At 70.0% G+C, this 15,138-nt stretch carries 16 protein-coding genes; 6 read left to right on the top strand and 10 right to left on the bottom strand.

Features of this window, described 5'->3' with window-relative positions; all coding sequences use genetic code 11:
- Positions 1–433 precede the first annotated feature (433 nt).
- From RI211_RS14805 to RI211_RS14795, 3 genes are all read right to left on the bottom strand, one after another.
- Positions 434–1,471: an LLM class flavin-dependent oxidoreductase gene (locus RI211_RS14805; RefSeq protein ID WP_315636242.1), complete on the bottom strand. Its 1,038-nt coding sequence runs from the start codon at positions 1,469–1,471 to the stop codon at positions 434–436.
- Between the two features lie 36 nt (positions 1,472–1,507).
- Positions 1,508–1,735, bottom strand: a complete 228-nt coding sequence (locus RI211_RS14800; protein ID WP_259953410.1) for a DUF2795 domain-containing protein — start codon at positions 1,733–1,735, stop codon at positions 1,508–1,510.
- 66 nt (positions 1,736–1,801) lie between these two features.
- Positions 1,802–2,224, bottom strand: coding sequence for an Hsp20/alpha crystallin family protein (locus RI211_RS14795; RefSeq protein WP_060922486.1), 423 nt, complete (start codon positions 2,222–2,224; stop codon positions 1,802–1,804).
- 125 nt (positions 2,225–2,349) lie between these two features.
- Between RI211_RS14795 and RI211_RS14790 the strand changes: the two genes are divergently transcribed.
- Together RI211_RS14790 and RI211_RS14785 are read left to right on the top strand one after the other, a co-directional pair.
- Entirely contained in the window at positions 2,350–2,658 is a 309-nt protein-coding gene (locus RI211_RS14790; protein WP_315636241.1) for a MerR family transcriptional regulator, read from the top strand.
- A gap of 57 nt (positions 2,659–2,715) precedes the next feature.
- The gene (locus RI211_RS14785; protein WP_187662443.1) at positions 2,716–4,446 is read left to right on the top strand and encodes a cation:proton antiporter; all 1,731 of its coding nucleotides are present in this window, start codon (positions 2,716–2,718) and stop codon (positions 4,444–4,446) included.
- A gap of 164 nt (positions 4,447–4,610) precedes the next feature.
- Here RI211_RS14785 and RI211_RS14780 read toward each other — a convergent pair whose 3' ends face one another.
- From RI211_RS14780 to RI211_RS14755, 6 genes are all read right to left on the bottom strand, one after another.
- Positions 4,611–6,032: a dicarboxylate/amino acid:cation symporter gene (locus tag RI211_RS14780; protein WP_280566149.1), complete on the bottom strand. Its 1,422-nt coding sequence runs from the start codon at positions 6,030–6,032 to the stop codon at positions 4,611–4,613.
- A gap of 144 nt (positions 6,033–6,176) precedes the next feature.
- A complete protein-coding gene (locus RI211_RS14775; RefSeq protein WP_315636240.1) occupies positions 6,177–6,518 on the bottom strand; it encodes a hypothetical protein in 342 nt (113 codons plus the stop codon).
- A 160-nt stretch (positions 6,519–6,678) separates the two neighbouring features.
- Entirely contained in the window at positions 6,679–6,915 is a 237-nt protein-coding gene (locus tag RI211_RS14770) for a helix-turn-helix domain-containing protein (RefSeq protein WP_060922489.1), read from the bottom strand.
- Positions 6,912–7,664: a hypothetical protein gene (locus tag RI211_RS14765; RefSeq protein WP_187662440.1), complete on the bottom strand. Its 753-nt coding sequence runs from the start codon at positions 7,662–7,664 to the stop codon at positions 6,912–6,914. Before RI211_RS14765 ends, RI211_RS14770 begins: the two co-directional genes overlap by 4 nt.
- Positions 7,664–8,296: a hypothetical protein gene (locus tag RI211_RS14760; RefSeq protein WP_187662439.1), complete on the bottom strand. Its 633-nt coding sequence runs from the start codon at positions 8,294–8,296 to the stop codon at positions 7,664–7,666. Before RI211_RS14760 ends, RI211_RS14765 begins: the two co-directional genes overlap by 1 nt.
- Complete coding sequence (locus tag RI211_RS14755; protein ID WP_315636239.1) at positions 8,296–8,919, bottom strand: hypothetical protein; 624 nt, start codon at positions 8,917–8,919, stop codon at positions 8,296–8,298. The genes RI211_RS14760 and RI211_RS14755 overlap by 1 nt, the downstream gene beginning before the upstream one ends.
- Before the next feature lie 175 nt (positions 8,920–9,094).
- On the opposite strand from RI211_RS14755, the gene RI211_RS14750 reads away from it, so the two are divergent.
- The 4 genes from RI211_RS14750 (at position 9,095) to RI211_RS14735 (ending at position 13,702) form a co-directional block, all read left to right on the top strand.
- On the top strand, positions 9,095–11,626 hold the full coding sequence (locus RI211_RS14750) for an ATP-dependent Clp protease ATP-binding subunit (protein WP_071329948.1): 2,532 nt from the start codon (positions 9,095–9,097) through the stop codon (positions 11,624–11,626).
- A gap of 204 nt (positions 11,627–11,830) precedes the next feature.
- Positions 11,831–12,331, top strand: coding sequence for an amino-acid N-acetyltransferase (locus RI211_RS14745; RefSeq protein WP_071329949.1), 501 nt, complete (start codon positions 11,831–11,833; stop codon positions 12,329–12,331).
- Between the two features lie 60 nt (positions 12,332–12,391).
- Positions 12,392–13,042, top strand: a complete 651-nt coding sequence (locus tag RI211_RS14740) for a hypothetical protein (protein ID WP_315636238.1) — start codon at positions 12,392–12,394, stop codon at positions 13,040–13,042.
- A 240-nt stretch (positions 13,043–13,282) separates the two neighbouring features.
- On the top strand, positions 13,283–13,702 hold the full coding sequence (locus RI211_RS14735; RefSeq protein ID WP_187662436.1) for a dehydrogenase: 420 nt from the start codon (positions 13,283–13,285) through the stop codon (positions 13,700–13,702).
- A gap of 18 nt (positions 13,703–13,720) precedes the next feature.
- On the opposite strand, the gene radA is transcribed toward RI211_RS14735, so the two are convergent.
- Positions 13,721–15,088 (bottom strand): DNA repair protein RadA, encoded by a 1,368-nt coding sequence (gene radA, locus RI211_RS14730; RefSeq protein ID WP_315636237.1) that lies wholly within the window; start codon positions 15,086–15,088, stop codon positions 13,721–13,723.
- Positions 15,089–15,138 lie beyond the last annotated feature (50 nt).

Below are 15,138 nucleotides of genomic sequence, written 5' to 3'. Positions count from 1 at the left end.
CGTGGCGGGCCCGCCCTCCGACGGTCTCCTCTCGCTCCGTCCGACTCCTGTGGAAAACCCGAACCGACGTGGACCTGTGGCGGAGACGTCCCCGTCGAGCGGGATCAGAGATGCGCCTCCGCTCGCGGACCGAGGCACGTTTCTGGTCCCGCGTGCTGAGGCGCGCGGCGCACATGGCGTGAGCGAGGGGGCGGCGGGTGTCAAGGGTGCGGGATCAAAAAGGTGCCGCGCAGGGCAGGCGGGGGACCGTTATCGATCTCGCACCTCGGAAGGGGCCGGGCCCGGGATCAAAAGAGTGCCGGCCGGACCGCGCCGGGGACCGTTATCGATCCCGCACCTCGGAAGGGACCAGGCGCCGGGGACCGTTGTCGATCCCGCGACGCGAGACGCGACTCACGCGCCCGAGACGCGACTCACGCGCCCGCGACGCGACTCACGCGCCCGCGACGAGCTCCAGCGTCTGGGCGCGCCCCGCAGCCGAGTCCTTCGGCTCCGCGTCGTAGGCTCCGGCGACGGGGGAGAGCATGACCTCGTCCACCCCGTAGGTCGTCGCGAAGGAGCGGACCTCCGCGGCGACGGACTCCCCGGTGCCGACGAACCACCGTGACCGCGCCGCCTCGACCACCTGGTCCGTCGCGGCGTCGTGCTCCGCGGCGAGGGCCTGTTCGACGGTCTCCAGTGCGACGAGCGGCTGGTTGAGCCGAAGTCGCGCCATCATCCGCAACTGCGGGAGCGCGCGGGCCTCCGCCTCCTCCGCGGTCGGTGCCGCGACGGCGTTCACGGTGAGGAAGGTCCGCGGCTCCGGATGCTCCTCGCTCGGACGGTAGTTCGTGCGGTAGAGGTCGAGGGCGCGTTCTAGGCCCTGTCCGGAGAAGTGGTTCGCGAACACGTACGGCAGGCCGAGGGAGGCGGCGAGCTGTGCGGAGTAGTCGCTCGACCCCAGCAGCCACACCTCGGGCACCCCTGTCGCGGCGGGGGTCGCCCGCACGGTGTACTCCCCGCCGGAGGTGAAGCGCACGGTGGCGCCGTCGGCGGTGAAGAGCGCCGCGATGTCCTGCACGTGGCGGGGGAACTGCTCCACCTCGCTGGTGGTCCCGGATCCCCGGAGGAGCTGGGTGATCACGGGGTCGCTGCCGGGGGCGCGGCCGAGGCCCAGGTCGATACGTCCGGGCGCGATGGCCTCCAGGGCGGCGAACTGCTCGGCCACGATGAGGGGCGCGTGGTTCGGGAGCATGACGCCGCCGGAGCCGAGTCGGATGCGGGAGGTGCGCGTGGCGGCGGCCGCGATGAGGACCGGAGGCGTGGTCGAGGCGACCGAAGGCATGTTGTGGTGCTCGGCGAACCAGTACCGGCGGTAGCCGAGCCGGTCGGCGGTCGCGGCGAGGGAGAGGGAGGCGGAGATGGCCTCGGCGCTGGTCTGGCCGGAGCGGACCGGCACGAGGTCGAGGACGGAGAGGGCGACGTCGTTCATCTCCGGATGCAACCTCGGCGGCCGCTCCGGCATTCCCTATGCCGCGAGTCGCGAGGCGGGGGTGAGCGCGTCGGCGAGGGCGGTGCGGGCGAGGCGGTAGCGGATGAGCCAGGCGGCGCTGTAGCTCTGTTCGGGCAGGTCGCGCAGCACCGCGCGATCTTCCGCCGGCAGTCCGTCCCGCGCCGCTTCGCGCAGGAGATCGTCGCGGGTCGCCGGGTACTCCATGTCGGCGAGGAAACGGTCGAGGGTCGGGGAGAGTGCCATGATTCGTCCTTTCCGTGAGAAGAGGAGAAGAGCGGGGGCGGCGCGAGTGCACCGCCCCCAGGATGATCAGGCGTCGATCGCCTGGCGCTGTTCGCCGGACTCGACGGTGATCTTGCGCGGCTTCGCCCGCTCGCTGACGGGGATGACGACCGACAGGACACCGCTCTCATACGAGGCGCTGATGTTGTCGAGGTCCACACCGTCGCCGAGCGAGAACTGGCGCAGGAACGACCCGGCCCCGCGCTCGCGGGCGAGCCAGCGCACGCCCTCACGGGTGTCGGCCGTGCGCTGGGCGCGGATCGTGAGCTGACCGCCGTCGAGGTCGACGTCGATGGAGCCCGGGTCGGCGCCGGGGAGGTCGGCGTGCAGGATGTAGCGGTCCCCGTCACGGTACAGGTCCACCGGCATCGACCGGGGCGCGCGCACGGAGTCCAAGACGCTCGCGGCGAAGCGGTCGAGCTGACTGAAGGGATCGAAGGTCAGTGCCATGAGGTTTCTCCTTTCGTGCGGCCCTGCAAGGGCTGAGGTGGTGTGCAGATTATCTGCACGTCAGGTATAGATTTGTTATAGAACACTTGCAGGATTCTTCGCAACCCCGACCTGAGGACACCCGGATGACCGCACGCGACCCGCGCACCCCGCTCTACGGCATCGCCGTCGCCGCCCAGCTCGTCGACCTGCCGGAGGCGACGATCCGTCTCTTCGAGAGCAAGGGGCTTCTCGCGCCCGCTCGCAGTGACGGCGGCACGCGTCGGTACAGCGACGACGACATCACCCGCCTGCGTCGCGCGGCCGAACTCCGCGGGGACGGCATCAACATCGCCGGGATCGCGCGGGTCCTCGACCTGCAGGACGAGAACGCGGGCCTCCGCGAAGCCCTCCATGCGGACGGGCCGGGACGGGAGCGCCCCGCCCGCGACTGACACCCCGCCCATGCTCCGCGGACCGGGGAGCGCGGACGACGCCGCTACGCTTTCCGCATGGAAGCCGGGATCTTCTACGTCCTCGTCGGAGCCGTCGCCGTGGCCGCCGTCGCGCGGTGGCGCGGGTGGCCCGCACCGCTGCTCGTGACCGTCGTCGCGCTGGCCGCCTCGTTCCTGCCGTTCGTGCCGGAGCTGGAGATCGACGGGCACCTGCTGCTCGGCCTCGTGCTGCCGCCGTTGCTGTACTCCGCCGCCCTCGACGTGTCGTTCGTCGGGTTCAAGCGCAGCCTCCCGCAGATCCGCCGTCTCGGGATCTGGCTGGTGCTGCTCACCGCGTTCGCCGTCGGACTCGTGGCCTGGTGGATCCTGCCGTCACTCACGCTGCCGGGCGCGCTGCTGCTCGGGGCCATCGTCGCTCCGCCGGACGCGGTGTCGGCGGCGGCGATCGGTCGTCGTCTCGGTCTGCCCCGCCGCATCATGACGGTGCTGTCGGGGGAGAGCCTCATCAACGACGCGACCTCGCTCACGCTCTACCGGGTGTTCGCCGCGATCCTCGCCGGGGCGACCGTGTCGATCGGGGGCGGCGTCGGGCAGTTCCTCCTCGCGGTCGGCGTAGGGGTGGGGATCGGGCTCGTCTTCGGGATCGTGCTGCATCAGCTCCGGATGCGCATCGGCGACCCCGTCGTGATCGGCACCTTCGGTCTTCTCGCCCCGTTCGGTGCGTACAACATCGCGGAGCATCTGCTCGGCTCCGGCGTCCTCGCGGTCGTGGCCATGGGCCTCTTCGTCGGCTTCAACGCCCCGCGCACCGACTACACGACCCGGCAGCAGGAGGCGCCGCTGTGGCTGTCGGCCGACCTGCTGCTGGAGAGCTTCGTGTTCGCCTACATCGGCCTCCAGTTCCCGCGGGTGCTCAACGACCTCGGCAGCGAGTCGGTGGGGCACATCCTCCTGCTCTCCGGCGCCGTGCTGCTCGTGGTGCTCGTCGTCCGGCCGCTCTACATCTACCCGATCAGCGCGTGGTCGAACTTCCAGGACCGCCGCCGGCTCGCACGCATGGACCGTGGCATCGCGTCCGGGGAGTTCGACGAGCGTCGTCGGCGGTCCCGGCGGTGGCGGGACCAGAGCACGGACGAGCTGCGGACGCAGATCGTGCGGGAGCGCATGGCGGGTCTGCGGCTCACGTGGAAGGACAACGCGGTCATCTCCTGGGCGGGCATGCGCGGCGTGGTGACCCTGGCGATCGCGGTGGCCGCCGCCGATCTGGCCGGGCTCGACACCGAGGCCGCGCACGCCATCGTCGTGGTCGCCTTCATCGTCACCGTGGGCACGCTCCTGCTGCAGGGGCTCACGCTGCCGCTGCTCATCCGGCGCTTGGAGATCGCAGGGGATGAGGAGCACGAGGAGGACGTCGCGGCGTTGGAGACGGTCAAGGCCAAGAGCCGCGAGGCGGGCAAGGCCTATCTCGCCGAGAAGCGTCGGGAGTGGGAGCAGAAGCACGGCGAGGTCGACCTCGGCATGTTCGACGCCTTCACGAAGCGCATGACCCGGGTGGAGAAGGACACCGACGACGCGCAGCAGGTCGAGGACACCGTGGCCCGCCCGTCCTACGACGACCTCGTCGCGCTGACCAAGGGATGGCTGCAGGTGCGACGGGAGATCCTCGTCGCGGAACGCGATGCCGGGGAGCTCGACGAGGAGGTCATGCGGGAGCTGCTGGCCGCGATGGACGCCGAGGAGCTCGCGCTCGACACCCGCGGCGCGACCCGCCCCCTGAGCCGCAGCTGACCCCTCCTTCCTGTCGACCCACCCCCTTCCGGTCGCCCCACCCCTCTGCGACCGCCCGCAACGGGCCGGGACGCACGCAAAGGGGTGGGTCGACGGGGGTGGGGAGGGGGAGGCAAGAGCGCCCCACCTCCGGAAGGAAGTGGGGCGCTCGTGAGGAGACCGGGTCAGCGCGCGCCGGCGGGCTCCGGGGTGGAAGCGGCGTCGGCCTCGGGGGCGTCGTCGCCGGAGTCGTCGGCGAAGGGCAGGCCCTCGCGGGGTGCGTTGTAGAGCTCCTCGTCGAGGATACCCTCGCGCTTCGCGACGATCGCGGGGACGAGTGCCTGACCCGCGACATTCACCGCCGTACGGCCCATGTCGAGGATCGGGTCGATCGCGAGCAGCAGACCGACACCCTCGAGCGGCAGTCCCAGGGTGGACAGCGTCAGCGTGAGCATGACGACCGCGCCCGTGGTGCCGGCGGTGGCGGCGGAACCCACGACCGAGACGATCACGATCAGCAGGTACTGCACGAAGTTCAGCTCGATGCCGAAGAACTGCGCCACGAAGATCGCGGCGATGGCCGGGTAGATCGCGGCGCAGCCGTCCATCTTCGTCGTCGCGCCCAGCGGCACCGCGAACGAGGCGTAGGAGCGGGGGACGCCGAGGTTGCGCTCGGTCACGCGCTCCGTGAGGGGGAGCGTGCCGATCGAGGAGCGGCTCACGAAAGCGAGCTGCACTGCGGGCCACACACCCGAGAAGTACTGCTTGATGGAGAGGCCGTGCGTGCGCACCAGGATCGGGTACACGACGAACAGCACGAGCGCGAGGCCGATGTAGACCGCGCCCGCGAACCAGCCGAGCGACGCGAGCTTCTCCCAGCCGTACTTGATGACGGCGGAGCCGATGAGGCCGAACGTGCCGAGGGGCGCGATGCGGATGATCCACCACAGCACGCGCTGGATGACCTTGAGCAGCGACTCGGTGAAGACGAGGAACGGCTCGGCCTTCTTGCCGGCCTTGAGCGCCGCGATGCCGACGACGGCCGCGACCACGATCACCTGGAGGATGTTGAAGCCGACGCTCGAGGTGAACGCACCCTCGGTGGCGCCGGGGGAGGTGCTGACGGTCAGGCCGAGGAAGTTCTGCGGGATGAGACCGAGCAGGAAGTTCCACCAGGTGCCGACCGTGTACGGCTCGCCGGGCTCCAGGCCGTCGCCGGCGTGGCTGCCCGGCTGGATCACGAGGCCGAGGACGATGCCGATGATGACCGCAATGAAAGCGGTGATCGCGAACCACAGGATCGTCTGGCCGGCGAGGCGGGCGGCGTTCTGCACGCGACGGAGGTTCGAGATGCTGGCGACGATCGCGGTGAAGATCAGCGGGACGACGGCCGCGCGGAGCAGCGTCACGTAGGAGCTGCCGATCGTGTCGAGGGTGGCCGACAGGGCGGTCGGGTTCTCGGCCGTGGCGCCGAGCTGGCGGCCGATCAGGCCGGCGGCGATGCCGAGGACGAGGGCGGCGATGATCTGGAAGCCGAACGAGGTCAGCAGCTTCCGGACCGGCCCGCGGGTGTCTGGCGCCTTCTGGGCGCGTGCGGTGGTGCTCATTGAGGTGGGGACTCCAGAATCGCGGCGCGCCGGGTGCACGCCATGAGGCTCAACGCTAGGAGAGCCTGAGAATTCCCTGGGCGGATATGACGAAGGATGACGGCCGCCCTCCCGAGGCCGTCATCCCTCGCTGCGATCCCGCCCTCAGGGCGTGACGCAGTCTTGGAGGTTGTCCTGGATGATCTGGGTCGTCAGGGCCTTGTCTGCCTCGTCCCGCTGCTTGTCCTCCCCGTCGGCGATGTAGCCGAGCGTCTCATCACTGAGGTCGGAGTCGACCAGGGCCTCGGCCAGGCAGGTGGCGGCATCGTCGGTCATGGCCTCTTCCTGCGGGGTGCCCTCGAAGACCTTCTGGATGCCGTCGGCGACATCGTCGACCGAGGGGCGGCTCTCTCCGGCGCAGGCGGCGAGGGAGAAGGCGAGGGCAGCGGCCGGGACGATCGCCAGGAGGCGGAGGCCGCGACGCGAGGGGGTGCGGATGCTGATCATGGGACGACCGTATCCACTCACAGCCGACTCATAGAAGGGGCTTGCAATCCACTGTGAGACCGTGCTCGCTCCCGCCGACCCACCCCTCTTCGTGCGTCTCGGCCCCCTGCGTGCGTCCGCAAGAGGCCGGGGCGCGCTCAAGGGGGCGGGTCGACGGGAGTCAGCGATCGGCGAGGACGAGGAGGTCGCCGACCTCGCAGTCGAGCGCCTCGCAGATGGCCCGCAACGTGGAGTAGCGGATCGCGCGGGCGCGGTCGTTCTTCAGCACGGACAGGTTCACGATGCTGACGCCCACGGCGGCGCTCAGTTCCGTCAGCGTCATCCCGCGGGCCGCCAGCAGCTCGTCCAGACGGCAGTGAATGCCCGTGAACTCGTCGTCGCTCTCCGCCGGGCTCACACCAGCCCCTCCGTCTCGCGCTCCAGGGCGGCCCGCTCCTGCTCCACGCGCATGCCCTGACGGAACACCGCGGCGAGGGCGAGGAGGCCGAGCGCCGCGGCGAACGGCAGCGGTGTCACGGTGAGCCAGTAGGTCTGCGGATACCAGGTGCTGTCCGCCGGCAGGGCCTCCCGCAGTCCGGTGGTGGCGGCGATGCCGTTGAGGAGGTCCGAGAGAACGCCCAGCACCCCGAACGCGATCGCACCCCCGACGAGGGCGCGGGTCACGGTGCGGGAGAACGCGCGGCCGCGGAGGGTGTGGAAGCAGATGAGCGCGAGGACCACGGCGGGGATCGTGGTCAGGGCGAGGGTGCTGAGCTGTGCGGCCGCAGCGAGGAGGCGCAGCCCGAGCGAGGCGTTGCCCACCGTGAAGTCCGACAGCTCCGTGCCGCCGCAGGTGAGCATGGTCGTCGTGCTGTCGCCGTATTCCGAGCACGGGAGGCTCGAGGGCCAGTCGAGGAAGACCGTCGTCGCACCGTGCAGCTCCGCCCAGTCCACGGTGAAGGCCTTGACGACGATGACCACCGCGCCTAGCGCGGAGAGCGTGATCCACCACCCGGACAGCGTGAGCGCCGCGTCGAGGGCGACCGTGCGACTGCCACGGCGACGGCTGTTCCAGACCACGAGGGCGACGACGGCCGCGCAGACCGCGAGCGCGATCCCGATGTTGAGCAGAGACGGCCAGACCGCCTCCGAACCGAACGAGATCATCAGACCAGTCCCTCCGTCTCCTTCTCCAGCACGACCTTCTCCTGTTGCAGCCGGATGCCGCGACGGAACGCGACGGCGATGAGGCCGACGGTGACCCCGGTGGCGAAGATCGGCGCGATCGCCCAGAACTCGATCGGGTGCACGGGTTCCCCGTCGCCGAGGCCGAGCGCCGCGGTCACGCCGTTGCGTCCCATCGTCTCGAGCATCACGATCGCCATCGGCGCGAGCACCAGTGTCCAGCCGATCACGTCGAAGGCGCGCGCATTGCCCGGCACGAAGAACCGTCCGCGGAGGAAGTTCCAGGCGACGAGCGTGACCGCGCCGATGACGGCGACGGCGGCCAGGGCCCACAGCGCGATGGCGGCGACGATGGCGGCGATCGACACGCTGTTCACCCCCGTCGCGAAGACCATCGCCTCCTGCGCGATGCCCTCGATCGAGATCTGCCCGGAATCGGTGGTCGCCGAGATCGGCTGCTCGTCGATGGGGAGTGTCCACGCGATCCCGTCGTCGCGGAAGGTGCCGCCCACGCGGAGCACCGTCGCGATGCCGACGGTCACGAGGGCCGCCGCCGCATAGAGGATGACGGTGATCGCATCGGCCCGCTCGGAGCGGGTGGCGGTGGTGGCCATCAGACCAGTCCCTCCGTGTCGCGCTGCAGGCGGCGGCCGATGGTGAAGACGCCGGCCACGAGAGCCAGCGCGAACGCCCACCCGACGGGTGCGAGATCGAACTCCATGAGCAGCGTCCACAGGACGTCCTCGACCGCGGGGTCGGTCGCGGCGAGGTCCTTCACGATCTCGGCCCGGCCGATGCCGCCGGCGAGCTGGCCGAACAGCGTGCCCGCCATCAGCAGACAGGCGGCGACGGCGAACATCCACCCGAGGGAGGCGCGGAACGGGCGGGAGCGGATGAGGGAGACGCCCAGCCACCAGACCACCGCGCACAGGGCCACGGTGGCGAGCGCGGGCAGCGCCGTCTCCAGCAGCAGCAGCCAGCGGGCGCCCGTGGGCGGCGCGGTGAGGGTGACGAGGGCGGAGTCGACGGCGGCGCCCTCGATCCCGGCCACCCCGTCGAGGCCGGAGAGGTCGACGTCGTGCACCGGCATCACGACCGTGGGCGACGGGGAGAACAGGGCGTCGGCGGCCTGGGCGACCGCGACGATGGCGCCGATCCCGACGCTGACGGCACCGGTGGCGATGAGCCCGAGCGCGATGCCGTCGGCGAGCGAAGGGTGTCTTTCCGTGGCGAGCATGTGCTCCTCCTGTGGGTCGGTGTTTATCGACTTTCGTTAACATAACGACTGTCGATAAACCCGTCAAGGCCTCGCTATGCCCACGGCGAACACGGGCATACCCGCCATTTCTGGTCGTTACTCTCGATGTACAAGCGCTTCATGCGTCTTCGCCCCGTGCGAATAAGGAGTCAACATGTTCGAGAGATTCACGGACCGAGCCCGTCGAGTGGTCGTCCTCGCCCAAGAAGAGGCGAAGATGCTCAACCACAACTACATCGGCACCGAGCACATCCTGCTCGGCCTCATCCACGAGGGCGAGGGCGTCGCAGCCAAGGCGCTGGAGTCGCTCGGCATCTCCCTCGACGCCGTGCGCGAGCAGGTGCAGGACATCATCGGCCAGGGTCAGCAGCAGCCGACCGGCCACATCCCGTTCACGCCGCGCGCCAAGAAGGTGCTCGAGCTGAGCCTCCGCGAGGCCCTGCAGCTCGGTCACAACTACATCGGCACCGAGCACATCCTCCTCGGCCTCATCCGCGAGGGTGAGGGCGTGGCCGCTCAGGTGCTCGTCAAGCTGGGCGCCGACCTCAACAAGGTGCGGCAGCAGGTGATCCAGCTGCTCTCCGGCGCTCCGGGCCGCGAGCCCGCGTCCGTCGGCGCGCAGTCCAACGACACCCCGTCGGGTGCGCAGGGCGGCTCGCAGGTGCTCGACCAGTTCGGTCGCAACCTCACGCAGGCCGCGCGCGACAACAAGCTCGACCCGGTCATCGGGCGCGAGAAGGAGGCGGAGCGGGTCATGCAGATCCTCTCCCGCCGCTCCAAGAACAACCCCGTCCTGATCGGCGAGCCCGGCGTCGGCAAGACCGCCGTCGTCGAGGGCCTCGCCCAGGCGATCGTCAAGGGCGATGTGCCCGAGACGCTGAAGGACAAGCAGCTCTACTCGCTCGACCTCGGCTCGCTCATCGCCGGGTCCCGCTACCGCGGTGACTTCGAGGAGCGGCTGAAGAAGGTCACCAAGGAGATCCGCACGCGCGGCGACATCATCGTCTTCATCGACGAGATCCACACCCTCGTCGGTGCGGGCGCCGCCGAGGGTGCGATCGACGCGGCCAGCATCCTCAAGCCGCTGCTCGCGCGCGGTGAGCTGCAGACCATCGGCGCCACCACGCTCGACGAGTACCGCAAGCACTTCGAGAAGGACGCTGCGCTCGAGCGCCGCTTCCAGCCGGTGCAGGTGAACGAGCCGACGCTGCCGCACGCGATCAACATCCTCAAGGGGCTGCGCGACCGGTACGAGGCGCACCACAAGGTCCAGATCACCGACGGTGCGATCGTGGCCGCGGCGAACCTCGCCGACCGCTACGTCTCGGACCGGTTCCTCCCGGACAAGGCCATCGACCTGATCGACGAGGCCGGCGCCCGCCTGCGTCTGTCGATCCTGTCGAGCCCGCCCGAGCTGCGCGAGTTCGACGAGAAGATCGCCGCCGTGCGCGAGCAGAAGGAGATCGCCTCCGAGGAGCAGGACTTCGAGAAGGCCGCCTCCCTGCGCGATGAGGAGAAGAGCCTCCTCGCCGAGCGCCTGCGTCTCGAGAAGCAGTGGCGTGCGGGCGACGTCGCGACCCAGGCGGTCGTCGACGAGGGTCTGATCGCCGAGGTGCTCGCCCAGGCGACCGGCATCCCCGTGTTCAAGCTGACCGAGGAGGAGTCCAGCCGACTCGTCTTCATGGAGAAGGCGCTGCACCAGCGCGTCATCGGTCAGGAGGAGGCCATCGCGGCCCTCTCCAAGACCATCCGTCGTCAGCGTGCCGGCCTCAAGGACCCGAAGCGTCCCTCCGGCTCGTTCATCTTCGCCGGCCCCACGGGCGTCGGAAAGACCGAGCTGGCCAAGGCGCTCGCGGAGTTCCTCTTCGACGACGAGGCCGCGCTCATCTCGCTCGACATGAGCGAGTTCGGCGAGAAGCACACCGTCTCGCGGCTGTTCGGTGCCCCTCCCGGGTTCGTCGGCTTCGAAGAGGGCGGTCAGCTCACGGAGAAGGTGCGGCGCAAGCCGTTCAGCGTGGTCCTCTTCGATGAGATCGAGAAGGCCCACCCGGACATCTTCAACTCGCTGCTGCAGATCCTGGAAGAGGGTCGCCTCACCGACGGTCAGGGTCGGATCGTGGACTTCAAGAACACGGTCATCATCATGACCACGAACCTCGGTGCGCGTGACATCGCCGGAGGCCCCGTGGGCTTCCAGATCGAGGGCAACAACGCCACGAGCTACGAGCGGATGAAGGGCAAGGTCAACGAGGAGCTCAAGCGGCACTTCAAGCCCGAGTTCCTCAACCGCGTCGACGACATCATCGTCTTCCCGCAGCTGAGCAAGAGCGAGCTGGTGCAGATCGTGGACCTGTTCACGAAGCGCCTCGGCGAGCGTCTGCTCGACCGCGACATGACGATCGAACTGTCGCAGTCGGCCAAGGAGCGCCTGATCGAGATCGGCTTCGACCCGGCTCTGGGTGCTCGTCCGCTGCGTCGCGCGATGCAGCACGAGATCGAGGACCGTCTGTCGGAGAAGATCCTGCACGGCGAGCTCGACTCGGGCGACCACGTGAAGGTCGACGCGAAGGACGGGGAGTTCCTGTTCGAGCACGGCCCGCGCGGCGAGAAGGTCGCGGTCGGTGTCAACACCGGCGGCGGCGCGATCTCCGGCACGCCCGACCTGGCGATCACCGGCAACGACTGATCCTCGACCCGGTCACCCGAAGGGGCGGATGCGACAGCATCCGCCCCTTCGTCGTCCCCGCTCCGCCGCCCTCCTGGCCACAACTTCGGAGATGACAGACGACACGCGGGGGCGCAGCCTCTGGGCGCCGGAGTGTCGGTCGGGATCTCCGAAGCTGTGCCCCGTCTGAGAGCCGACGGGAGGGGTGGGTCCTAGGCTGGTCGGGTGAGCGCGTACATCGTCCGGCCGGCCCGCAGCGCCGACATCGTCAGCATCCGGAACCTGCTCCAGCCGATGGTGGAGCAGCGCATCCTGCTCGGCAAGGACCTCGCCGTGCTCTACGGCGCCGTGCAGGAGTTCGTCGTCGCCGAGGCCGACGGCGAGCTGATCGGCTGCGGCGCGCTGCACGTGATCTGGGAGGACCTCGGCGAGGTGCGCACCCTGCTCGTCCGCGACGACTGGCTCCATCACGGCGTCGGTCGGGCGATCGTCGAGCGGCTCGAGGAGAACGCGCGGGCGCTCGGGCTCACGCGCCTGTTCTGCCTCACGTTCGAGGTCGACTTCTTCGGCCGTCGCGGCTTCACCCCCATCGGGGAGCAGGTCGTCGATCCGGACGTGTACTCGCAGCTCCTGCGCAGCGGCGACGCCGGCGTCGAGGAGTTCCTCGATCTCGCGCACGTGAAGCCGAACACGCTCGGCAACACCCGGATGCTCAAGGTGCTCTGAGCCCCGGACGACCGCTCGCGCCTCCCAGGCTCGTGGAGGGGGATCGCTTAACCTGGAGGCATGCCCCGTCACTCCGCCGCCGTCTATCGTCGTCGGCGGTTGGCGGTGCTGTGGGGACTGCTCCTCGTCCTCGCGCTCGTCGGAGCCTCCGTCTGGCTCCTCGTCGCACGACCGTGGGCGGCCGCCGACGGCCAGGGGACCGCACCCGCGCCGACCTCCTCCGCCACCGCCGGTCCGACGCCGTCCGGGTCAGCCTCGCCGTCGCCCTCACCCTCGCCCTCTGCGGACGCCACTCCGGCCGTCGTCGCGTGCGAGGCGAAGGACGTCGAGGTGAAGGCCGTGACGGATGCCGAGTCGTACGCCGACGGCGCCTCGCCGAAGCTCTCCATCTCACTGACCAACAAGGGCACCAGGGACTGCACGATCGACGTCGGCTCCACGACCCAGGTCTTCACGGTCTCCAGCGGCTCGGACGTGTGGTGGCGGTCGACCGACTGCCAGGAGAACCCCAGCAGCATGATCGCCACACTCACCGCGGGATCCACCGTGGTGAGCAAGGAGCCGGTCGTCTGGGATCGCACGCGCTCCAGCGTCGAGACCTGCGCGCAGGAGAACCGGCAACGGGCTCCCGGCGGTGGGGCCTCGTATCACGTGGGCGTCTCGATCGGCGGTTTCCCCAGCGCCACGACCACCCAGATCCTCTTGTTCTGAGAGCGAGACCGGCACTTGTGCTGACAGGGCTCACTCTTTGGGATACCATAGAGGTGACTCTCCCGATATGCGGCAACATGCCATCCCCAGTGGCGTCGAATCACAGCGTCCCCAGCGCTTCGACACCGCCGCTCGAGAGTCCGAGGGCCCTCTCGAGTACCCCAGTCCCCAATGGAGGACTCGAGAGGGCCCCAATCTTTCCCGGCACCGCCGCGTCGCCCCGATGCCTAAGCTGGATGCATGGCAGCGAAGAAGGCGAAGTCCGGGAAGAGCGCGAAGAAGAAGCCCGCCCCCGAGGACTTCCGGTCCGAAGCACTCGCGCTCGCGCTCGAGAAGCAGGACGTCGCCGCGGTCGCGCTCGCCCTGCGGCACGGCACCACCGTCGTCCCGCTCATCAAGCCGGGCGCCCGCGACAACCCGCTCGACAGCGGCGAGGTCTGGACCTACCGCGACCCGAACTCGGGTGACCTCGCCCTCCTGCTGTTCAGCGACGCGAAGAACAAGCCGGCGAACCTGCCGCCCGGCGTGGGCATCTACGACGCGACCTGGCTGCGGGCGTTCCTCTCCGCGCACCCGATCACGACCGTGTTCCTCGACATCGCAGGACCGCACCCGATGCAGGCCGACCCGGTGGAACTGCTCAAGGCCCTCGACGCCTGACCTCAGCCGCGCTCCGGCTCAGAACGGCGGGATGTCCCGGTCGGGCCGACGGGTGCTGTTCCGTGCCCTGACGTCTCCCAGCGCGGCACGCAGCGTCTTCGAACGGTCGTCCACGACCTGCTCGTAGCCGAGTCGCGCGGCTTCGGACCGCCGCTGCGCCGCCTGCGTCACCGGCCGCACCTCACCCGCGAGACTGAGCTCGCCGACGGCGGCGACCGTACGCGGGACCGAGATCATCTGGATGGATCCGGCGACGGCGATCGCGATGGCGAGGTCGGCCGCGGGCTCCGTGAACCGCACGCCGCCGACCGTGGACACGTACACGTCGAGGCTGCCGGTGGGCACGCCCGCCCGGCGCTCGAGGATGGCCAGCACCATGGCCACCCGCGAGGAGTCGAGGCCGTGCACGATGCGGCGGGGGTTCGGGGCGTTGCTCGGCACGGTGAGCGCCTGCACCTCGACCGGGAGAGCGCGACGGCCCTCGAGGGAGATGGCCACACAGGTCCCGGGTTCGGAGGCGCCCTGCGACAGGAACAGACCGGACGGGTCGGGGACCTCGGCGATGCCGTCTCCGGTCATCTCGAAGCAGCCGACCTCGTCGGTGGGGCCGAAGCGGTTCTTCAGCGCCCGGATGAAGCGCAGCGAGGTCTGCCGGTCGCCCTCGAAGTGACACACGACGTCGACGAGGTGCTCCAGCACCCGGGGCCCCGCGACCTGGCCGTCCTTGGTCACGTGCCCGACGATGATGATCGGCAGGTCGCGCTCCTTCGCCACCCGGATCAGGGTCGCGGCGACCTCCCGCACCTGGCTGGGCTGACCGGCCGCGCCGTCGGTGAGGGACGACGACACGGTCTGCACGGAGTCGACGATGACGAGCTGCGGCTGCACCTCGTCGATGTGTCCGAGGATGGTGGCGAGGTCGGTCTCGCTCGCGAGGTAGAGCTCGTCGTGCAGCGCGCCCGTCCGCTCCGCCCGCAGCCGCACCTGGGCCGGCGACTCCTCCGCGCTCGCGTACAGCACCCGTCGCCCGCTCCGCGCCGCTTGCGCGGCGACCTCGAGCAGCAGGGTCGACTTGCCCACGCCGGGCTCGCCGCTGAGGAGGATCGCGGCCCCCGGCACGATGCCGCCGCCGAGCACGCGGTCGAACTCGCCGACGCCGCTCGTGCGGCGGGGGGCATCCTGGGTCGTGATCTGCGTGATCGGTCGCGCGGCGCGATCGGCGGTCGGGGCGAGCGCGTTCACGCGACGGAGGATCCCGGTCTGCACGGCCTGCTCCTGGACCGTGCCCCACTGCTGGCATTCCCCGCAGCGGCCGACCCACTTGGCCGTCGTCCACCCGCACTCGGTGCAGACGTACGCGGGGGGAGCGGGTTTCCGGGTGGCCATGCCCCCAGGCTATCGGCCGGATCAGACATCCCTATCGACCAGGCGATTAT

The organism is Microbacterium meiriae, from assembly GCF_032364335.1.
In the GTDB taxonomy this organism is placed as follows: Bacteria; Actinomycetota; Actinomycetes; order Actinomycetales; family Microbacteriaceae; genus Microbacterium; species Microbacterium meiriae.
The sequence above is the reverse complement of the archived record's forward strand: the minus strand, read 5'-3'. Positions and strand labels throughout refer to the sequence as shown.

Excerpts from the sequence above, each read along its gene's own strand:
- RI211_RS14805 (WP_315636242.1), bottom strand. The coding sequence starts at position 1,471 with ATGAACGACGTCGCCCTCTCCGTCCTCGACCTCGTGCCGGTCCGCTCC.
- RI211_RS14800 (WP_259953410.1), bottom strand. The coding sequence starts at position 1,735 with ATGGCACTCTCCCCGACCCTCGACCGTTTCCTCGCCGACATGGAGTAC.
- RI211_RS14795 (WP_060922486.1), bottom strand. The coding sequence starts at position 2,224 with ATGGCACTGACCTTCGATCCCTTCAGTCAGCTCGACCGCTTCGCCGCG.
- RI211_RS14790 (WP_315636241.1), top strand. The coding sequence starts at position 2,350 with ATGACCGCACGCGACCCGCGCACCCCGCTCTACGGCATCGCCGTCGCC.
- RI211_RS14785 (WP_187662443.1), top strand. The coding sequence starts at position 2,716 with ATGGAAGCCGGGATCTTCTACGTCCTCGTCGGAGCCGTCGCCGTGGCC.
- RI211_RS14780 (WP_280566149.1), bottom strand. The coding sequence starts at position 6,032 with ATGAGCACCACCGCACGCGCCCAGAAGGCGCCAGACACCCGCGGGCCG.
- RI211_RS14775 (WP_315636240.1), bottom strand. The coding sequence starts at position 6,518 with ATGATCAGCATCCGCACCCCCTCGCGTCGCGGCCTCCGCCTCCTGGCG.
- RI211_RS14765 (WP_187662440.1), bottom strand. The coding sequence starts at position 7,664 with ATGATCTCGTTCGGTTCGGAGGCGGTCTGGCCGTCTCTGCTCAACATC.
- RI211_RS14760 (WP_187662439.1), bottom strand. The coding sequence starts at position 8,296 with ATGGCCACCACCGCCACCCGCTCCGAGCGGGCCGATGCGATCACCGTC.
- RI211_RS14755 (WP_315636239.1), bottom strand. The coding sequence starts at position 8,919 with ATGCTCGCCACGGAAAGACACCCTTCGCTCGCCGACGGCATCGCGCTC.
- RI211_RS14750 (WP_071329948.1), top strand. The coding sequence starts at position 9,095 with ATGTTCGAGAGATTCACGGACCGAGCCCGTCGAGTGGTCGTCCTCGCC.
- RI211_RS14740 (WP_315636238.1), top strand. The coding sequence starts at position 12,392 with ATGCCCCGTCACTCCGCCGCCGTCTATCGTCGTCGGCGGTTGGCGGTG.
- RI211_RS14735 (WP_187662436.1), top strand. The coding sequence starts at position 13,283 with ATGGCAGCGAAGAAGGCGAAGTCCGGGAAGAGCGCGAAGAAGAAGCCC.
- radA (WP_315636237.1), bottom strand. The coding sequence starts at position 15,088 with ATGGCCACCCGGAAACCCGCTCCCCCCGCGTACGTCTGCACCGAGTGC.